General features: G+C 67.5%; 22 protein-coding genes and 1 riboswitch. Of the genes, 13 read left to right on the top strand and 9 right to left on the bottom strand.

All coding sequences use genetic code 11. The features are described 5' to 3' along the window. Positions 1 to 68: 68 nt before the first annotated feature. The gene (locus tag A9179_RS19305) at positions 69 to 953 is read left to right on the top strand and encodes a sugar nucleotide-binding protein (protein ID WP_187807827.1); all 885 of its coding nucleotides are present in this window, start codon (positions 69 to 71) and stop codon (positions 951 to 953) included. A gap of 7 nt (positions 954 to 960) precedes the next feature. After that, complete coding sequence (locus tag A9179_RS19300; RefSeq protein ID WP_187807826.1) at positions 961 to 1,893, top strand: NAD-dependent epimerase/dehydratase family protein; 933 nt, start codon at positions 961 to 963, stop codon at positions 1,891 to 1,893. Between the two features lie 124 nt (positions 1,894 to 2,017). On the opposite strand, the gene A9179_RS19295 is transcribed toward A9179_RS19300, so the two are convergent. The 5 genes from A9179_RS19295 to A9179_RS19275 form a co-directional block, all read right to left on the bottom strand. Further along, positions 2,018 to 2,704 (bottom strand): OmpW/AlkL family protein, encoded by a 687-nt coding sequence (locus A9179_RS19295; RefSeq protein ID WP_187807825.1) that lies wholly within the window; start codon positions 2,702 to 2,704, stop codon positions 2,018 to 2,020. Positions 2,705 to 2,819: 115 nt separating this feature from the next. After that, a complete protein-coding gene (locus A9179_RS19290; protein WP_187807824.1) occupies positions 2,820 to 3,332 on the bottom strand; it encodes a DUF3299 domain-containing protein in 513 nt (170 codons plus the stop codon). Between the two features lie 7 nt (positions 3,333 to 3,339). Beyond that, positions 3,340 to 4,602: an ABC transporter permease gene (locus tag A9179_RS19285; RefSeq protein ID WP_187807823.1), complete on the bottom strand. Its 1,263-nt coding sequence runs from the start codon at positions 4,600 to 4,602 to the stop codon at positions 3,340 to 3,342. A 1-nt stretch (position 4,603) separates the two neighbouring features. After that, complete coding sequence (locus A9179_RS19280) at positions 4,604 to 5,311, bottom strand: ABC transporter ATP-binding protein (protein WP_187807822.1); 708 nt, start codon at positions 5,309 to 5,311, stop codon at positions 4,604 to 4,606. Between the two features lie 106 nt (positions 5,312 to 5,417). Further along, a complete protein-coding gene (locus tag A9179_RS19275) occupies positions 5,418 to 5,993 on the bottom strand; it encodes a DUF2796 domain-containing protein (protein WP_187807821.1) in 576 nt (191 codons plus the stop codon). A gap of 122 nt (positions 5,994 to 6,115) precedes the next feature. Between A9179_RS19275 and A9179_RS19270 the strand changes: the two genes are divergently transcribed. Further along, positions 6,116 to 6,469, top strand: coding sequence for a hypothetical protein (locus A9179_RS19270; protein WP_187807820.1), 354 nt, complete (start codon positions 6,116 to 6,118; stop codon positions 6,467 to 6,469). A 54-nt stretch (positions 6,470 to 6,523) separates the two neighbouring features. Here the strand turns inward: A9179_RS19270 and A9179_RS19265 are convergent, their stop codons facing one another. The 4 genes from A9179_RS19265 to A9179_RS19250 form a co-directional block, all read right to left on the bottom strand. Beyond that, the gene (locus A9179_RS19265) at positions 6,524 to 6,961 is read right to left on the bottom strand and encodes an acyl-CoA thioesterase (protein WP_187807819.1); all 438 of its coding nucleotides are present in this window, start codon (positions 6,959 to 6,961) and stop codon (positions 6,524 to 6,526) included. A 1-nt stretch (position 6,962) separates the two neighbouring features. Beyond that, the gene (trxA, locus tag A9179_RS19260) at positions 6,963 to 7,835 is read right to left on the bottom strand and encodes a thioredoxin (protein ID WP_187807818.1); all 873 of its coding nucleotides are present in this window, start codon (positions 7,833 to 7,835) and stop codon (positions 6,963 to 6,965) included. 191 nt (positions 7,836 to 8,026) lie between these two features. Further along, positions 8,027 to 8,683 carry a class I SAM-dependent methyltransferase gene (locus A9179_RS19255; RefSeq protein WP_187807817.1) on the bottom strand — a complete coding sequence of 219 codons (657 nt, stop codon included), beginning with the start codon at positions 8,681 to 8,683 and terminating at the stop codon, positions 8,027 to 8,029. Further along, a complete protein-coding gene (locus A9179_RS19250) occupies positions 8,680 to 9,132 on the bottom strand; it encodes a YbaY family lipoprotein (RefSeq protein WP_187807816.1) in 453 nt (150 codons plus the stop codon). Before A9179_RS19250 ends, A9179_RS19255 begins: the two co-directional genes overlap by 4 nt. 190 nt (positions 9,133 to 9,322) lie before the next feature. On the opposite strand from A9179_RS19250, the gene nrdR reads away from it, so the two are divergent. From nrdR to A9179_RS19200, 10 genes are all read left to right on the top strand, one after another. Then, entirely contained in the window at positions 9,323 to 9,787 is a 465-nt protein-coding gene (nrdR, locus tag A9179_RS19245; RefSeq protein ID WP_187807815.1) for a transcriptional regulator NrdR, read from the top strand. Then, the gene (ribD, locus tag A9179_RS19240; protein ID WP_187807814.1) at positions 9,784 to 10,908 is read left to right on the top strand and encodes a bifunctional diaminohydroxyphosphoribosylaminopyrimidine deaminase/5-amino-6-(5-phosphoribosylamino)uracil reductase RibD; all 1,125 of its coding nucleotides are present in this window, start codon (positions 9,784 to 9,786) and stop codon (positions 10,906 to 10,908) included. The genes nrdR and ribD overlap by 4 nt, the downstream gene beginning before the upstream one ends. A gap of 51 nt (positions 10,909 to 10,959) precedes the next feature. Beyond that, positions 10,960 to 11,115, top strand: a riboswitch (FMN riboswitch). 160 nt (positions 11,116 to 11,275) lie between these two features. Then, on the top strand, positions 11,276 to 11,938 hold the full coding sequence (locus A9179_RS19235) for a riboflavin synthase (RefSeq protein ID WP_187807813.1): 663 nt from the start codon (positions 11,276 to 11,278) through the stop codon (positions 11,936 to 11,938). A gap of 11 nt (positions 11,939 to 11,949) precedes the next feature. Then, positions 11,950 to 13,029: a bifunctional 3,4-dihydroxy-2-butanone-4-phosphate synthase/GTP cyclohydrolase II gene (ribBA, locus tag A9179_RS19230; RefSeq protein WP_187807812.1), complete on the top strand. Its 1,080-nt coding sequence runs from the start codon at positions 11,950 to 11,952 to the stop codon at positions 13,027 to 13,029. An 85-nt stretch (positions 13,030 to 13,114) separates the two neighbouring features. Further along, the gene (ribH, locus tag A9179_RS19225; protein ID WP_187807811.1) at positions 13,115 to 13,591 is read left to right on the top strand and encodes a 6,7-dimethyl-8-ribityllumazine synthase; all 477 of its coding nucleotides are present in this window, start codon (positions 13,115 to 13,117) and stop codon (positions 13,589 to 13,591) included. Beyond that, the gene (gene nusB / locus A9179_RS19220; protein ID WP_187807810.1) at positions 13,588 to 14,073 is read left to right on the top strand and encodes a transcription antitermination factor NusB; all 486 of its coding nucleotides are present in this window, start codon (positions 13,588 to 13,590) and stop codon (positions 14,071 to 14,073) included. Before ribH ends, nusB begins: the two co-directional genes overlap by 4 nt. 4 nt (positions 14,074 to 14,077) lie before the next feature. After that, positions 14,078 to 15,043 carry a thiamine-phosphate kinase gene (thiL, locus tag A9179_RS19215; RefSeq protein WP_187807809.1) on the top strand — a complete coding sequence of 322 codons (966 nt, stop codon included), beginning with the start codon at positions 14,078 to 14,080 and terminating at the stop codon, positions 15,041 to 15,043. Further along, entirely contained in the window at positions 15,036 to 15,521 is a 486-nt protein-coding gene (locus A9179_RS19210; RefSeq protein ID WP_316851843.1) for a phosphatidylglycerophosphatase A family protein, read from the top strand. Before thiL ends, A9179_RS19210 begins: the two co-directional genes overlap by 8 nt. Before the next feature lie 12 nt (positions 15,522 to 15,533). Further along, positions 15,534 to 16,292, top strand: coding sequence for a substrate-binding periplasmic protein (locus A9179_RS19205; protein ID WP_187807808.1), 759 nt, complete (start codon positions 15,534 to 15,536; stop codon positions 16,290 to 16,292). Then, positions 16,279 to 16,929: a retropepsin-like aspartic protease family protein gene (locus A9179_RS19200; RefSeq protein WP_187807807.1), complete on the top strand. Its 651-nt coding sequence runs from the start codon at positions 16,279 to 16,281 to the stop codon at positions 16,927 to 16,929. The genes A9179_RS19205 and A9179_RS19200 overlap by 14 nt, the downstream gene beginning before the upstream one ends. Positions 16,930 to 17,003 lie beyond the last annotated feature (74 nt).

Below are 17,003 nucleotides of genomic sequence, written 5' to 3'. Positions count from 1 at the left end.
GTAAACAGGTTTTAAATCCGGCTGCCTGGCAGCCTGTTTCTTTTGTGATTGGAGTAACCCGCACCACCATGCGCATGCGCCTGATGCTGCTGGGCGGCGGCAATGCCTTGGGGCAGGCGCTGATCCGCCTGGGCGCCGAAGAAGATATCGGCTTCCTTGCCCCGCGCCCGCCCGAGGGCGGCTGGGATGTGGCCAGCCTGACCCAGCTGCTCGACGAGACCCGTCCGGCGGCGCTGATCAACCTTGCCTATTACCATGACTGGTTCCAGGCCGAGGCCATCGACGAGAAGCGCCTGGCCATCCAGGAACGCGCCGTCGAGCGCCTCACCGAACTGTGCCAGCACCACAACATTCTCCTCCTGCAGCCCTCCAGCTACCGGGTATTCGACGGCTCGCGCGCCACCGCCTACAGCGAGAAGGATGAACCGATTCCGCTGGGCATCCGCGGCCAGGCCCTGCGTCGTATCGAGCAGAGCGTGCGCGCCACCTGCCCGCGGCATGTGCTGCTGCGCTTCGGCTGGCTGCTCGACGACAGCGCCGAGGGCCTGCTCGGGCGCTTCCTGCGGCGTGCCGAGCTGGGCCAGGAGCTGTTCATGGCCGACGACCGCCGCGGCAACCCGACCCTGGTCGATGATGCCGCGCGGGTGATTCTCGCCGTGCTCAAGCAGCTCGACTGCCAGACCCCGCTGTGGGGCACCTATCACTACGGCGCCCACGAGGCGACCACGCCGCTGGCGCTGGGGCAGGCGATTCTCGGCGAGGCGCGCCCGCTGCATCCGCTCAAGGTGCAGGAAGTCAGCCCGCAGGCCCATGCCGCCCGCCCGGATGCGGCCGACGAGCCGCAGCACGCGGTGCTGGCCTGCAAGAAGATCTTCCATACCTTCGGCATCAAGCCGCGGGCCTGGCGCGCCGGGCTGCCGGCGTTGCTCGACCGTTACTACCGTCATCTCTGAGAAACGCATGTCCGATTCCCTGATCCTGGTCACCGGCGGCGCCGGCTTTATCGGCTCGCACCTCTGCGATGCGCTGCTGGCCGCCGGCCACCGCGTGCGCGTGCTGGACAACCTGTCCACCGGCAAGCGCAGCAACCTGGCCCTGGACAACCCGCGCCTGGAACTGCTCGAAGGCGACGTCGCCGATGCCGCCCTGGTGCGCCGTGCCATGGCCGGCTGCCAGGCCGTCGCCCACCTGGCCGCGGTGGCCTCGGTGCAGGCTTCGGTGGACGACCCGGTGGCCACCCACCAGAGCAACTTCATCGGCACCCTGAACGTCTGTGAATCGATGCGCGAGGCCGGCGTGCGCCGCGTGGTGTTCGCCTCCAGCGCGGCGGTGTATGGCAACAACGGCGAAGGCGTGGCGGTGCGCGAGGACACGCCCAAGGCGCCGCTAACCCCCTATGCCGCGGACAAGCTGGCCAGCGAGCACTACCTGGACTTCTACCAGCGCCAGCATGGCCTGGAGCCGGTGATCTTCCGCTTCTTCAATATTTTCGGCCCGCGTCAGGATCCGTCCTCGCCCTACTCGGGGGTGATCAGCATCTTCACCGAGCGCGCCCTGGGCGGCGTGCCGATCAGCGTATTCGGCGATGGCGAGCAGACCCGCGACTTCTTCTACGTCGCCGACCTGGTGCCGCTGCTGGTGCAGGGCCTGACCCAGGCGCAGGTACAAGCCGGCGCAGTGAACGTCGGCCACGGCCAGTCGGTCAGCCTCAACCAGCTGCTGGCCGGCATCCGCGCGGTGCTCGGCGAGCTGCCGGCGGTGAGCCACGGCGCGGCCCGTGCCGGCGACATCCGCCACTCGCGGGCGGACAACGGCCTGCTGCGCCAGCGCTTCCAGCTGGCCCCGGCCACCCCGCTGCAGGTTGGCCTGGCCCAGTTGCTGGGGCGCGCGTAGGGCGGGTGAAACCCGCGCTGCCTGCTCGCGGGTTTCACCCGCCCTACAGTCCGTAGCCACAAAAAAGCCCCGCAATGCGGGGCTTTTTCTTTTCTGCCGTGCCGGATGGGCAGGAGGGCGAGGTTTAAAACTTGTAACCCAGGCCGACCATGTAAACAAAGGGATCGACATCCACATCGACCTTGACCTCTTTGCCAGCGAAGTGGGTGGTGCCGGTGGTGTCGATGTCGATGTAGCGCACCTGGGCGTTGAGCATGATGTTGTCGCTGAGCATGTAGTCCATGCCCACCTGACCGGCCAGGCCCCAGGAGTTGTCCATGTCCAGGCCGCTGAAGCCCTTGTCTTCGGCTTCGCTGCTCAGCTCGGTATCGAAGAACCAGGTGTAGTTGATGCCGGCGCCGACATAGGGCTGGAAGGCCGACTGCTTGTCCAGCGGGTAGTACACCAGGCTGAGGGTAGGCGGCAGTTGTTTGAGCGAGCCGAGCTTGCCGTTGAGGCCGGCGAAGGCGCCGGGCATGCCCTTGACCCCGACGTCATGGCTGAATGGCGTGGCGGCCAGCAGTTCGACACCGACATGATCGGTGACCATGTAGGCGAAGTTCAGGCCCAGCTGGGTGTCGCTGTCGAGGGTGGCCTTGCTGCCGGCCACGTCGGTGTTCAGCGCACCGACCCAGATGTCGCTGCTGCTCTCGTGCGGATCGACGGTGATGGCGCCGGCGCGGACGATGATGTCGCCGGCTTCGAAGGCCTGCGCAGCGGGCGCGGCGATGGCCAGGGCGAGAAGGGAAGCCTTCAGCAGGGGCTTGTGCATGGTGTGCTCCATCAGTTTGAAAGTGTTTGGCTGAGTGAATTGTCAGCCGGCCTGATGGGGCACTTGTTGACCTGGCTCAATGGCCAAGTAGGTTGGGGTGCGACGGCCTGTCGCACTACATCTCGTAGGGATAGATCTTCTCGGCGTCCATCTGGTAGCCGGCGTTGCCCATGTCGCTGCTGCTGGCCTCGACCTTGAGCGGGCCTTCGATCCAGAACGGCTGCGACAGCTCGTCCATCAGCACGCCCAGCTCGCTGCGCACATGCACGATCTGGTTCGACGGCGGTGGCGGCACATGGATGCAGGCGCCGAAGTAGGGCACGAAGAGAAACTCGGTCACCCGGCCTTCTTCGGTCACGTCCAGCGGCACTATGTAGCCCGGCAGCTTGACCTGCTGGCCGTCCAGCGCCTGTACCACCGGCGCGGCGGGGGATTGCTGGGTGGCGGCGGGGGCGCTTTCCGCAGCCAGGGCGTCGGCCAGTTGCGACAGGTCGTGCAGTGGCGCTTGCTGCGCCGGCTGCGGCGGGGCGTCCGGCGGAATCATCTCGACCCAGGTCAGTGCGCGCGGTTCCGCCGCCCACAGCGGAGTGATGCAGGACAACAGCAGGGCGAGCAGCAAACTGCGCATGACTACCTCATAGACGAATCGACAGGCCATCGGCCAATGACTGCCGATAGGCGCGCCAGGCCGGCACGCTGCCCATCAGCAGGGCGGCGGCCAGGATAGCGCCGAGCAGGCTCCACTCATAGCCACTCGGCAGCGCCAGCGGCAGGAACAGGCCGTACTGTGCCTGCACGTAGCCCTGGCTGGCGGCTATGCCCAGGTACAGCAGGGTCAGGCCCAGCACCACGCCGGCGCCGGCCAGGGCAAAGGCTTCCAGTACCAGCAGGCCGGCGACATGCCAGGGCCGCGCGCCCACCGAACGCAGGATGGCCATCTCGCGGCGGCGTTCGTTGAGGCTGGTGAGGATGGCGGTGAGCATGCCGATCAGGCCGGTCAGCACGACGAACAGCGAGACCACCAGCAGTGCCTTCTCGGCCACGCCCATCAGGCTCCACAGTTCCTGCAGGGCCACGCCGGGGAGGATCGCCTGCAGCGGTTCGCCGCGGTATTCGTTGACCTGGCGCTGCACGGCGAAGGTGGCGATCTTGCTCTTCAGCCCCAGTAGCACTGCCGTTATCGCTTTGGGCTGCAGGTGCATCTCGCGCGCCTGCTCGGCCGAGACCTTGCCGGCACCACGGGCCGGCACGCCGTTCTGCCAGTCGACGTGCAGCGCCTCCATGCCGGCCAGGGAAATGTGCAGGGTGCGATCCACCGGCGTGCCGGTGCGGGCGAGGATGCCGACCACGGTGAACGGCTTGTCGTCGTGCTGGGTCAGGCTGACGGTACTGACACCGTGGGCCAGGACGATCCGGTCGCCCAGCTTGTAGTGCAGTGCCTGCGCCACTTCGGCGCCGAGCACCACTTCGAACAGGTCGGCGAACGGCTTGCCCTCGGCCAGCTGCAGCGGCTGGGCGCGGCCGTAGCGGTAGTGCTCGAAGTAGCCGCTATCGGTGCCGAGCACCCGGTAGCCACGGTGCGAGTCGCCCAGCGACAGCGGGATCGCCCACTTCACCTGCGGCTGCTGGGCCAGGGTTTCGAAGCTGTCCCAGCGGATATTGTTGGTGGCGTTGCCGATGCGAAATACCGAATACAGCAGCAGGTTCACCGAGCCCGAACGGGCGCCGACTATCAGGTCGGTGCCGCTGATGGTGCTGGCGAAACTGGCGCGCGCCTCGCTGCGCACCCGTTCGACGGCCAGCAGCAGGCACACCGACAGGGCGATGGCGAACACGGTGAGCAGGGCGGTGAAGCGGCGATTGTTGAGGCTCGCCAGGGCCAGGCGCAGCAGGTACATCTCAGACCTCCGGGGCGCGGCTGGCGCGGTTCAGTTCGGCCAGCGACAGGCTGCGGTCGAACAGCGGCGCCAGGCTCTGGTCATGGCTGACGAACAGCAGGCTGGCACCGGCTTCGCGGCATTCGGCGAACAGCAGCTGGAGGAACGCTTCGCGCGCGTCGGCATCCAGGGCCGAGGTCGGTTCGTCGGCGATCACCAGTTCCGGCTGGCCGATCAGTGCACGGGCGGCGGCGACCCGTTGTTGCTGGCCGATCGACAGGGCATCGGCGCGCCGTTCCAGCAGTTCCGCCTTTAGCCCCAGGTGTTCGAGCAGGCGCGTGGCGGCCGTATCGATGCTGCCGTGGCGCTGGCGGGCGCGTTCGGCGCGGGATTTGGAGAAGCGGCAGGGCAGTTCGACGTTCTCGCGCACCGAGAGGAACGGCAGCAGGTTGAACTGCTGGAAGATGTAGCCGGTGTGGTCGACGCGGAAGCGGTCGCGAGCGCCGGCGGAGAGTCGGGTCAGATCCTGGCCGAGCAGCTTCACGCTGCCGCGTCCGGGCTTCTGCACGCCGCCGAGCAGGCCGAGCAGGGTGGTCTTGCCGCTACCGCTGGGGCCCTTGAGGAACAGGCTGGAGCCGGCGTCCAGGGCGAAGGCGGGGATGTCCAGCAGCTCGGCCTGGCCGGGCCAGGCGAAGCCGAGGTCGCTGAGTTCGATCAGGGGTGTGGGCATGGCGCACCGGGTTGGCTGAGAGGTCGACAGCATAGGGATTGCGCCGTCACAGGTGTAGTCGGATCACCCGCGCGGCGCCCGGTTCCCTGGGCCGCGCGGGAGTTGCTCAGAAATTCAGCCGTGGGTTGCCCGGGCTCAGTTCGGCCCCCTGCTGGCCGTTGGGGCCGATCAGCTGCACCTGAAGTTTCTCGGTGGCGGGGAAGCGTTGGAAGAACAGGCCGAGATCGAGGCCGTTCAGCTGCTGCGGCTGGCTGCAGGTCAGGCGGTAGGCGGCATCCACATCGCTGTGCTCGTGGGCGTGTTCGCCGGCAGACTGATCATGGTCATGGTCATGGTCATGGTCATGCGCCGCGTCGCCGAACAGCGGGCTGTGCAGCTCCAGGCTGGCAATGCTGCAGCCGGCCGCGGCCGGCAGGCCGAACAGTTCCAGCGCCTGCTGCAGCTGCGCCTTGGCGCTGGCAGCCTTGGCCTGATCCGCCGCGCTGCTGGCGGCATGTTCGAAGCCGACGATGTTCATGGCCGGGCTTTCCAGCTGGAGCTCCAGGGTCTGGCCATCCAGCGCCACGTCTAGTGTGGCCACGCCATGCTCGTGCTTGCCGAGGCTGCCATGCTCCTCTTCGGAGGCCTGGGCAGCGGCCAGGGGCAGCAGGGCGATGGACAGGGCGAGCAGGGTACGACGCATGGCAGGTCTCCAGATGAGAATTTATGGTTATGTTATAACAAGTTTTAAATGAGCTTGCCTAGCGCTGTTTGGCGGCGGCGGAGCGGCGTGGCAGCATGCCGGCATTGAGCGAGGAGTGGGCAATGCTGCGAATCAAGGGGCAGATCGGCGACTGGCCGGTGGATCTGACGGTACAGATGGATCAGGAAGACTGGGCGCAGCTGGCGGCGTTGTTGCCGCGCGAAGGCCTGGCGGTCGAGCCGGCGACGGTTGCCCGCCCGATAGCCGGCGAGCGCGCCGCGGACGGCCAGTGGCAGGCGGCTCAGGCGCTGCTGCAGCAGGCCGGCGCCCTGGACGGGCCGCAGCTGCTGGCGGCGCTGGCCGGTCTGGCCGGTAGCGAAATGGCTGGCAAGCGCCTGCTGGTGCGCCTGCGCCACTGCCCGCAGGTGCGGGTGGAAAGCGGGGACGAGGCGCCGCTGTATCGCTGGATTGAATGAGGGATCGCTGTCGGGTGGCGCGGATCTAACCCGCCCTGCTCGGCGGTGAGTCGATCAGCCGGCCTGATTGATCAGCACACCGGGGGCGCCCTGTTCGAAGCGGGCGCGCAGGTCGTCGGGGATGGCGACCTTGGTGAAGCTGCGGGCATCGATCATCACGTAGGTGATTTCGCTGCGCGCCACCAGGCGCTGCTCGGCGTGCTGGAGGATGTCCACCTGCAGGCTGTAGGACGTGGTGCCCAGGCGCAGGGTCTGCACACGTAGCTCGAGCACGTCGTCGAAGCGCGCCGACGAGCTCCAGTCGGTGTTCATGCGCACCACCTGGCTGTCCAGGCCGCGCTCGAGCAGGGCCTGGTAGCTGCCGAACAGAACACGGTAGAACTCGGTGGCGGCCACGTCGATGTAATCGCCGTAGCGCGCATTGAACACCACCTGCTGCGCATCGCATTCGCCGTAGCGCACCCGCAGCAGCAGGGTAAAAGGCTGCGCCACTTTAGTAGATCGCCTGGTACAGCTTGCGCCGATACAGGGTCACCAGCGGGTGGTCGTTGCCGAGCAGGTCGAACACCTGCAGCAGGGTCTTGTGGGCAATGCCTTCGGCGTAGCTGCGGTTGCGCACGAACAGCTTGAGCAGACCATCCAGCGCCGCCTCGTACTGCTGGCGCGCCAGTTGCTGCACGGCCAACTGGTAGGTGGCCTCGTCGTCGTTACCATCCTGGGCCAGGCGCGCTTTCAGATCGGCGCTGTCCGGCAGGCTGGCGGCCTGACGGAGGAAGGTCAGCTGCGCCTTGGCGCCGGCCAGGGCCTGCTTGTGCTCGTCGCTCTTCACTGCACTCAGCACGGTTTCCGCTTCGCCCAGTTCGCCGCGTTCGGCCAGGCAGCGGGCATAGAGGATCAGCGCCGCGGCGTTCTCGTTGTTCTCGGTCAGCACCTGCTGCAGCAGGGCTTCGGCCTCGCCGAAACGACCTTCGGCGAACAGCGCCTGCGCCGCTTCCATCGGGTCGGCCGCCAGTGGCGCCGGTTCGGCAACGTGCGGCTTGAGCATCTCGCGGATCGCCGATTCCGGCTGCGCGCCGGCGAAGCCGTCGACCGGCTGGCCGTTCTTGAACAGCACCACGGTGGGCAGGCTGCGGATGCCGAAGCGGGCGACTATGTCCTGCTCGATATCGCAGTTGACCTTGGCCAGCAGCAGCTCGCCGCGATACTCCTCGGCGATCTTCGCCAGCAGCGGCATCAGCGCCTTGCACGGCGCGCACCACTCGGCCCAGAAGTCCACCAGCACCGGCTTGTGGAAGGAGTTCTCGATCACCAGCTGTTCGAAGCTGGCGGCGCCGGAAATGTCGAAGATGTAGGGGGTGTCGCTCATGGAAGAGTCTCTGTTGGGGCGGCCTGCTGCGCGTCGGAAAACCTGCGTTGAAAACGGCTTCGGAATGCTCATTTACAACTCGTAAACTCCGCTTCCTCAGCCTTTTTCGCCTTGTTTTTCTCTAGCTCGCGAGGCCTTGAACGAGGTGTGACTATAAATGTGGGCGCACCGGTCTGGATACAAGGCCGGCGCTAGTCGCGCCGGGCGTGGTACAGGCTGACATGGCGAAACTCCGCTGGCTCGGCCAGATCCGGCCAGGTGCAGGCCTCCAATCGCGCGAGTGGTCGATAGAGCGGGTGCTGGAAGTCCTTGACCCGCGAGTCGGCCACCAGCGCCTCGCGGCCACGGCTGAGGAAGTGGTCGAGCAGCGGCAGGTTGGCGCGGTCGTAGAGCACGTCGGCGACGATGATCAGGTCGAAGCGATCCTGCTCGGCGAAGAAGTCCGTCGAGTAGCTCAGCTCTACGCCGTTCAGCTCGGCGTTGGCTCGGCAGGAGGCGATGGCCAGTGGGTCGAGGTCACAGGCCACCACTTCCAGGGCACCGGCCTTGGCTGCGGCGATGGCGGCCACCCCGGAGCCGGCACCGAAGTCCAGCACGCGCTTGCCGCGCACCCACTCCGGGCGCTCGGCCAGCCAGCGCGCCAGCACCAGGCCGCTGGCCCAGCAGAAGCACCAGTAGGGCGGCTCTTCGAGGATCAGGCGGGTTTCTTCCGGGCTGAAGCAGCGATCCATGTTCGCCGCATCGATCAGCCACAGCTTGATATCGGTGCCGGGCAGGGGCTCGGCCACCAGGCGGGCATCGCCGAGCAGTTGTTGCAGGGCCTGTTGCAGAGAAGCCGGCGGGGTCATGGCGCGCTCACCAGCGACAGCGCGCCGAGGTCACGACTCTGGGCCTGGTGTACCAGCTGCGGCGGCAGGCGCAAGATCAGGCGGCCGGACTGGCTGACCCTGGCGCGCAGTTCGACCCGCGCGCCAGGCGGAAAGTGCGTGGGGTCGAACGGCAGGCGGAAGGGCAGGCTCTGGCCGTTGCCGGCGAGGGTGAGGTTGCCCAGTAGCTGTTGCGGACGATCGCGCTCGTCGATCACCAGCAGGGCCAGCTCCACTTCGCTGCCGGCCGGCGGCGTGCGCAGCTGGCCGCGCAGTTCGCGCAGATGGGCGGGCAGGGCGGTCTCGGCTTTGGTGATGACTGGCTGGCTGGGCGCTGCCGCTTGCGGCGCCGGGGCGGGCGGCTGCGGCGGGGCGCTGGTGCAGGCACTCAGCAGGCTGAGCAGGCAGATTGGCAGGTAACGTGGCGACATGGTGCTTCCGGTGCGGCGGTGCGGTCTTGAGCCTGGGCAAAGTCTAGCGCGGCGGACTTGGCGGTGGTTGCCGGGCGTGCGGCCCGCTGCCGGGGTGCCGCCCGGGCGCCTGTATACCGCAAAGCCCCTGGCTTGTCTTGCCGGGGGGATGCGCTACCATGAGCCACCTTTTCACAGGGCCCTTCCCGTCATGCACTGCCCCTTCTGTTCCGCCAACGACACCAAGGTCATCGATTCGCGCCTGGTCGCCGAGGGCGAACAGGTGCGCCGGCGCCGCGAGTGCCTGGCCTGCGGCGAACGTTTCACCACCTTCGAGACCGCCGAGCTGGTGATGCCGCGCCTGATCAAGCAGGACGGCAGCCGCCAGCCATTCGACGAGGAAAAGCTGCGCGCCGGCATGCAGCGCGCGCTGGAAAAACGCCCGGTGAGCATCGAGCGCCTGGAAGAGGCGATCGCCCATATCAAGCACAAGCTGCGCGCCACCGGTGAGCGCGAGATCAAGTCGCTGGTGCTTGGCGAGCTGGTGATGACCGAGCTGCAGAAACTCGATGAAGTCGCCTATATCCGCTTCGCCTCGGTATACCGGCGCTTCCAGGATCTCAACGAGTTCCGCGAGGAAATCGAGCGCCTGGCCCGCGAGCCGTCGAAAGCATGAGTGCGGCGCCGCTCGACCAGCCGTTCATGGCCCGCGCCCTGGAACTGGCGCGCAAGGGCCTGTATTCCACCCATCCCAATCCGCGGGTCGGCTGCGTCATCGTGCGCGACGGGCAGATCGTTGGCGAAGGCTGGCACGCCCGCGCCGGCGAGCCGCACGCCGAAGTGCATGCCCTGCGCCAGGCCGGCGACAAGGCGCGCGGCGCCACCGCCTACGTCACCCTGGAGCCCTGCAGCCACCACGGGCGCACGCCGCCCTGCGCCGACGCGCTGGTGAATGCCGGGGTGGCACGGGTGGTGGCGGCCATGCAGGATCCCAACCCGCAGGTCTCCGGCAAGGGCCTGCTGCGCCTGATGCACGCCGGCATCGCCGTGCACAGCGGGGTGCTGGAGGCCGAGGCGCGCGAGCTGAATGCCGGTTTTATCAAACGCATGGAGCAGGGCCTGCCGTTCGTGCGGATCAAGCTGGCAATGAGCCTGGACGGACGCACCGCCATGGCCAGCGGCGAGAGCCAGTGGATCACCGGGCCGGAAGCGCGTTCGGCGGTGCAGCGCCTGCGGGCGCGGGCCAGCGTGATCCTGACCGGCGCCGATACCGTACTCACCGACCAGGCGCGCCTGATCGTGCGCCCGGACGAGCTGGGCCTGAATGCCGAACTTACCGCCCTGGCCATCGACCGTCCGCCGCTGCGCGTGCTGGTCGACGGGCGCCTGCGCGTACCGCTGTCGGCGCCGTTCTACCAGACCGGCCCGGCGCTGGTCGCCACCTGCGCCGCCGCCTCGGCGCGTGATCGCTTCCTCGAGGATGGTCACGAGCTGCTCGCCGTGCCTGGCAGCAATGGCCATGTCGACCTGCGCAAGCTGCTGATGGAACTGGCCGGGCGCGGCGCCAACGAGGTACTAGTGGAGGCCGGGCCGCGCCTGGCCGGTGCCTTTGCCCGCGCCGGGCTGGTCGATGAATACCAGCTGTTCGTCGCCCCCAAGTTCCTCGGCTCCAGCGCCCGCCCGCTGCTCGACTGGCCGCTGGCACGCATGGCCGAGGCCCAGGAGCTGGAGATCCGCGAGCTGCGCGCAGTGGGTAACGACTGGCGGATCATCGCGGTGCCCAAGCGCCCCGCGTAGAAGCGCCGCGGACTTTTGTGGTAAAAAGCATGCCGCAGTCCTCCGGGACTGCAACGTTCTCAGGGCGGGGTGTAATTCCCCACCGGCGGTAATGGCCTCCAGCGCCTAGCCCGCGAGCGCTTGTCTGCCCTGCTGGGGTGGCAAGGTCAGCAGACCCGGTGTGATTCCGGGGCCGACGGTTAAAGTCCGGATAAAGAGAGAGCGGGATTCCCTTCCGGGGCGCCGTGCGTCTGCGCCCGCGAAAATCCCTATCGATCCCATCGCCCTGTTTGTTTTCCGAACAGGAGTGCGTAGTGATGTCTTATGCTTTTCGTTCTGCCCGCCGCCCCGTGCGCGGCGGCAGTGCGCTGTCAGTAGGGGAGGCCTGATGTTTACCGGAATCATCGAAGCGATCGGCACCATCCGTGCGCTGAGCCCCAAGGGCGGCGACGTGCGTGTGTATGTCGAGACCGGCAAGCTCGACCTGGGTGATGTGAAACTGGGCGACAGCATCGCGGTGAACGGCATCTGCCTGACCGCCGTGGAGCTGCCCGGCAACGGTTTCTGGGCCGATGTCAGTCGCGAGACCCTGGCGCGCAGCGCCTTTATCGATCTCAAGCAGGGCAGCCGGGTCAACCTGGAAAAGGCCCTGACGCCGACCACCCGCCTCGGCGGCCACCTGGTCAGCGGCCATGTCGACGGCGTCGGCGAGATAGTCCGGCGCGAGGACAATGCCCGCGCCATCCAGTTCACCGTGCGCGCCCCGCGCGAGCTGGCCAAGTACATCGCCCTGAAAGGCTCGATCACCGTCGACGGCACCAGCCTGACGGTGAATGCGGTGAATGGCGCCGAGTTCGAACTGACCATCGTGCCGCATACCCTGGTCGAGACCATCATGGCCGACTACCGCCCCGGGCGGCAGGTCAACCTCGAGGTCGACCTGCTGGCGCGCTACCTGGAGCGCCTGCTGCTCGGCGACAAGGCTGCCGAGCCCACGGCTTCCGGCATCAGCGAAAGTTTCCTGGCCGCACACGGCTACCTGAACAAGTAAGGACGGCCAGCATGGCTCTGAATACCGCAGAAGAACTGATCGAAGACATCCGCGCCGGCAAGATGGTCATCCTCATGGATGACGAGGATCGCGAGAACGAAGGCGACATCATCATCGCCTCGGAATGCACCACCGCCGAGCACATCAACTTCATGGCCCGCTTCGCCCGCGGCCTGATCTGCATGCCGATGAGCCGCGAGCGCTGCGAGCTGCTCAACCTGCCGCTGATGGCGCCGCGCAACGGCTCCGGCTTCGGCACCAAGTTCACCGTCTCCATCGAGGCCGCCGAAGGCGTGACCACCGGCATCTCCGCCGCCGACCGCGCGCGTACCGTGCAGGCTGCGGTGGCGCGCAACGCAGTGGCTGCCGATATCGTCAGCCCCGGCCACATCTTCCCGCTGATGGCCCAGCCGGGCGGCGTGCTGGCCCGTGCCGGCCACACCGAGGCAGCCTGCGACCTGGCGCGCATGGCCGGCTTCGAGCCGAGCGGGGTGATCTGCGAGATCATGAACGACGACGGCACCATGGCCCGCCGTCCGGAGCTGGAAGTGTTCGCCGCCGAGCACGGCCTGAAGATCGGCACCATCGCCGACCTGATCCACTACCGCCTGCTGCACGAGCGCACCGTCGAGCGCATCTCCGAGCAGCCGCTGGACACCGAGGTCGGCCACTTCAACCTGGTCACCTACCGCGATGGCGTGGAGAACACCGCGCACATGGCCCTGACCCTGGGCAAGGTGTGCGCCGAGGAACCGACCCTGGTGCGCGTGCACAACATGGAGCCGCTGCGCGACCTGTTCATGGTCAACCAGCCCGGGCGCTGGAGCCTGCGTGCGGCCATGGCCGAGGTGGCCAAGGCCGGTAGCGGCGTGGTGCTGCTGCTCGGCAATCCGCTCAGCGGGCCGGAGCTGCTGGCCCACCTGGGTCGCCAGCAGAGCCCAAGCCCGGCTACCTACAGCACGGTCGGTGCCGGTTCGCAGATCCTCCGCGACCTCGGCGTGCGCAAGATGCGCCTGATGAGTTCGCCGATGAAATTCAACGCGATATCCGGTTTCGACCTGGAAGTTGTAGAATACGTGCCCGCTGAGTAAGGCCGGATCGTCCGGACTTGCCCATACTCAATACCGAGGGGTGCCTGTCGGCACCCCGGCTCTTTACCCGAATCGAGACTCGCCCATGACCCTGAAGACCATCGAAGGTACCTTCATCGCCCCCAAAGGCCGCTATGCCCTGGTGGTCGGCCGCTTCAACAGCTTCGTCGTCGAAAGCCTGGTCAGCGGCGCCATCGACGCCCTGGTACGCCATGGCGTGAAGGAAGATGACATCACCATCATCCGTGCTCCGGGCGCCTTCGAGATTCCCCTGGTTACCCAGAAAGTCGCCCAGCGTGGCGAGTTCGCCGCCATCATCGCCCTCGGCGCAGTGATCCGTGGCGGTACCCCGCACTTCGAATACGTCGCCGGCGAGTGCACCAAGGGCCTGGCCCAGGTGTCCATGGAATACGGCGTGCCGGTGTCCTTCGGCGTGCTGACCGTCGACTCCATCGAACAGGCCATCGAGCGCTCCGGCACCAAGGCCGGCAACAAGGGCGCCGAAGCTGCCCTGTCCGCTCTGGAAATGGTAAGTCTGCTGGCGCAGCTGGAGGCCAAGTGAGCCTGAACCACGACGATAGCCAGGACGCTCCGCAGCCCAAGGCCAAGGGCAAGATCGCGACCCGTCGGGTGGCGCGCAGCCTGGGCATGCAGGCCCTGTATCAGTGGCACATGGCCGGTCAGTCGCTGAACGAGATCGAAGCGCAGTTCCGCGTCGATAACGACTTCAGCGGCGTCGACGGTGCCTACTTCCACGAGATCCTCACCGGTGTGGCGACCCAGAAGTCGGACATCGACGAGGTCATCGTGCCGTGCCTGGATCGCGCCCTGGACGAGCTGGACCCGGTCGAACTGGCGATCCTGCGCCTGTCCACCTGGGAACTGCGCAACCGTCTCGACGTGCCCTATCGCGTGGTGATCAACGAAGGCATCGAGCTGGCCAAGGTGTTCGGAGCCACCGACGGGCACAAGTTCGTCAACGGCGTGCTGGACAAGTTGGCGCCGACCCTGCGCGCGGCCGAAGTCAACGCGCACAAGCGCTGAGGCCTTGGGCGAGTTCGAGCTGATCCGCCGCTTCTTCGCCGCCGCGCCCTGTGCGCAGGCGGCCGAAGGCGTCGCCCTGGGTATCGGCGACGACTGCGCCCTGCTGCAACTGTCACCCGGCGAACAGCTGGCGGTGTCCACCGACACCCTGGTCGCCGGTGTGCATTTTCCTGTATCTCCCGATCCCTTCCTGCTCGGCCAGCGCGCGCTGGCGGTGGCGGCCAGCGATCTGGCGGCCATGGGCGCCGAGCCGCTGGCTTTCACCCTGGCCCTGACCCTGCCCGAGGCGCACGCCGACTGGCTGGCGGCGTTTGCCCGCGGCCTGTCGCAGATGGCCCAGGGCTGTGGCCTGGCGCTGGTCGGCGGGGATACCACGCGTGGCCCGCTGAGCCTGACTCTGACTGTTTTCGGCCGGGTGCCGGCGGGGCAGGCGCTGACCCGTGGTGGCGCGCAGGTGGGCGATCTGCTGTGTGTCGGCGGAGAGCTGGGCGATGCGGCTGGCGCTTTGCCGCTGGTGCTTGGTCAACAGCAGAGCCAGGGCGTGCAAGCCGACTATCTGCTGCAGCGCTACTGGGCGCCGCAGCCACAGCTGACCCTTGGCCGCCTGCTGCGCGGGCAGGCCACGGCGGCGCTGGATATTTCCGATGGCCTGCTGGCCGACTGCGGGCATATCGCCAAGGCTTCCGGCGTGGCCCTGCACATCGAGGCGGCGCGCCTGCCGCTGTCACCGGCGCTGCAGGCGGTGGCCGGCGCGGCCGCGGTGGATTGTGCACTGGCCGGTGGCGACGACTATGTGCTGGCGTTTACCCTAGCGCCCCAGCGTCTGGCCGCGTTGCAGGCCGCCTGGCCGGCGTGCACGGTGATCGGCTGGGTAGTGGCCGGCAGTGGCGTGCAGCTGCTGGATGCGGCCGGGCATATCGTCAATCCGCCGCGGGCGGGCTATCAACATTTCGGGAGTACGGGTGACTGAACTGGTAAAGGTGCCACCGCAGGTGTGGCGCAACCCCTGGCATTTCCTCGCCTTCGGCTTCGGTTCCGGGCTGCTGCCCAAGGCGCCGGGCACCTGGGGCTCGCTGGTGGCCATCCCGTTCATCCCGCTGTGGCAGCTGCTGCCGGACTGGGGCTACTGGCTGATGCTGGGCGTGACCATGCTGTTCGGCTTCTGGGTCTGCGGGCGAGTCGCCGAGGACATGGGCGTGCACGACCACGAGGGCATCGTCTGGGACGAGATGGTCGGCATGTGGATCACCCTGTGGCTGGTACCCGAGGGCTGGTACTGGCTGCTGCTAGGCTTTGTGGTATTCCGCGTGTTCGACATCCTCAAGCCGTGGCCGATCCGCTGGATCGATCGACACGTGCATGGCGGCGTTGGCATCATGCTGGACGATGTGCTGGCCGGGGTGTTCGCCTGGCTGAGCATGCAGTTACTGGTCTGGGGCCTTACCTGAGGTAAAACGGCCATGCGCCTGTGGATGCTGGGTGTGCTGCTGGGGTTGCTGGTGCCGCTGGGTGCGCAGGCCGATCAGGCGCTGCCGCAGGAAATCCAGCTGGTTAGCGAATACTGGGCCGGGCATACCAACCGCGATGGCAGCGGGCTGGCCTGGGACATCATGCGTCAGGTGTTCGAGCCGGCCGGGGTCAAGGTCAGCTTCCGCATCGTGCCCTATACCCGCTCCATCGGCCTGGTGCAGCGCGGCGAGGCGGATGCCTGGCTGGGTTCCTACCGCGACGAGATCGGCCAGCGAATCGTCTACCCGCACTGGCACTACGACGCCGACCTCATCGCCGCCCTCGGCCTGCAGAGCAAGCCGCAGCCGACCCTGGCCAACCTCGGCCAGTACCGCCTGGCCTGGGTGCGTGGCTACGACTACCAGCACTACCTGACGGGCCTGCAGCACTACCAGGAGATCGAACGGCGCAATGGCATTCTCGGTATGCTCGATCTCGATCACGCCGACTTCTACCTCGATGCCAGCACCGAAATCGACGAGGTGCTCAAGGATAGTGCGGACGCTTCCCGCTATCGTGTCACCCTGCTGACCCGCCTGCCGCTGTACCCCGGCTTCAGCGATACGCCCCGTGGCCGGGCGCTGGCGGCACTGTACGACCAGCGCATGGCGGCGCTGGTGGGCAGCGGCGCGCTGCGTCCGCTGTTCAAGCGCTGGCAGCAGCCTTACCCCTTCGATCAGGACATGGAGAGATCCGATGCGTCGCCTTGAACTGCTGTGTGCCAGCCTGCTGCTGGCCACTGCCCCCGCGCTGCGGGCCGAGACCCAGGTGCAGGTGGTCGGCCTGTTTCCCAATGCCGCGGTGTTGCTGGTGGAGGGGCAGCGCAAGCTGGTCAAGGCCGGGCAGACCGGCCCGGGCGGGGTCAAGGTGCTGAGCGCCGACAGCAAGGGCGCGGTGCTGCTGGTTGACGGCGTGCAGCGCAACTACGGGCTGTCGCGCGAGTACAACCAGGGCGGCATGGCCACGCCGCAGAAGACCCAGGCCAGCATTACCCAGGGTACCGGTGGGCACTACTGGGTGGCCGGCTCGATCGACGGCCATCCGGTGCAGTTCCTGGTCGATACCGGCGCCACCACGGTGGCGATGAACGAGGCGCAGGCCCGGCGCCTGGGCATCGACTACCGGGTGCAGGGCTCGCCGATGGTCGCCGGTACCGCCGGCGGCAACGTGCGTGGCTGGCGCATCCACCTGGACAGCGTCAAGGTCGCCGGTCTCGAAGTGCTGGGCGTGGATGCCGCGGTGCTCGAAGGCGACTCGCCTGCCGAGGTGCTGCTGGGCATGAGCTTCCTCAGCCGGGTGCGCTGGCGCGAGGACAACGGCGTGCTGCAGCTGGAGTCGAAAATCTGAGCGGTCGGGCGCGATCCATCGAATAGCCTGATCCTTATCCCGCACAATTCACGCTGACCGGCGGCGCGGTGCTG

Origin of the sequence: Pseudomonas alcaligenes (genome assembly GCF_014490745.1) — a bacterium.
Classification (GTDB): Bacteria; Pseudomonadota; Gammaproteobacteria; order Pseudomonadales; family Pseudomonadaceae; genus Aquipseudomonas; species Aquipseudomonas alcaligenes_C.
Note: the sequence above shows the minus strand (reverse complement) of the source record. Positions and strands in the feature narration are given on the sequence as shown.

Bases quoted from the DNA above. Each gene is read 5' to 3' on its own strand.
- A9179_RS19305 (WP_187807827.1), top strand. From the start codon at position 69: ATGCGCATGCGCCTGATGCTGCTGGGCGGCGGCAATGCCTTGGGGCAG.
- A9179_RS19300 (WP_187807826.1), top strand. From the start codon at position 961: ATGTCCGATTCCCTGATCCTGGTCACCGGCGGCGCCGGCTTTATCGGC.
- A9179_RS19295 (WP_187807825.1), bottom strand. From the start codon at position 2,704: ATGCACAAGCCCCTGCTGAAGGCTTCCCTTCTCGCCCTGGCCATCGCC.
- A9179_RS19290 (WP_187807824.1), bottom strand. From the start codon at position 3,332: ATGCGCAGTTTGCTGCTCGCCCTGCTGTTGTCCTGCATCACTCCGCTG.
- A9179_RS19285 (WP_187807823.1), bottom strand. From the start codon at position 4,602: ATGTACCTGCTGCGCCTGGCCCTGGCGAGCCTCAACAATCGCCGCTTC.
- A9179_RS19280 (WP_187807822.1), bottom strand. From the start codon at position 5,311: ATGCCCACACCCCTGATCGAACTCAGCGACCTCGGCTTCGCCTGGCCC.
- A9179_RS19275 (WP_187807821.1), bottom strand. From the start codon at position 5,993: ATGCGTCGTACCCTGCTCGCCCTGTCCATCGCCCTGCTGCCCCTGGCC.
- A9179_RS19270 (WP_187807820.1), top strand. From the start codon at position 6,116: ATGCTGCGAATCAAGGGGCAGATCGGCGACTGGCCGGTGGATCTGACG.
- trxA (WP_187807818.1), bottom strand. From the start codon at position 7,835: ATGAGCGACACCCCCTACATCTTCGACATTTCCGGCGCCGCCAGCTTC.
- A9179_RS19255 (WP_187807817.1), bottom strand. From the start codon at position 8,683: ATGACCCCGCCGGCTTCTCTGCAACAGGCCCTGCAACAACTGCTCGGC.
- A9179_RS19250 (WP_187807816.1), bottom strand. From the start codon at position 9,132: ATGTCGCCACGTTACCTGCCAATCTGCCTGCTCAGCCTGCTGAGTGCC.
- nrdR (WP_187807815.1), top strand. From the start codon at position 9,323: ATGCACTGCCCCTTCTGTTCCGCCAACGACACCAAGGTCATCGATTCG.
- ribD (WP_187807814.1), top strand. From the start codon at position 9,784: ATGAGTGCGGCGCCGCTCGACCAGCCGTTCATGGCCCGCGCCCTGGAA.
- A9179_RS19235 (WP_187807813.1), top strand. From the start codon at position 11,276: ATGTTTACCGGAATCATCGAAGCGATCGGCACCATCCGTGCGCTGAGC.
- ribBA (WP_187807812.1), top strand. From the start codon at position 11,950: ATGGCTCTGAATACCGCAGAAGAACTGATCGAAGACATCCGCGCCGGC.
- ribH (WP_187807811.1), top strand. From the start codon at position 13,115: ATGACCCTGAAGACCATCGAAGGTACCTTCATCGCCCCCAAAGGCCGC.
- A9179_RS19205 (WP_187807808.1), top strand. From the start codon at position 15,534: ATGCGCCTGTGGATGCTGGGTGTGCTGCTGGGGTTGCTGGTGCCGCTG.
- A9179_RS19200 (WP_187807807.1), top strand. From the start codon at position 16,279: ATGCGTCGCCTTGAACTGCTGTGTGCCAGCCTGCTGCTGGCCACTGCC.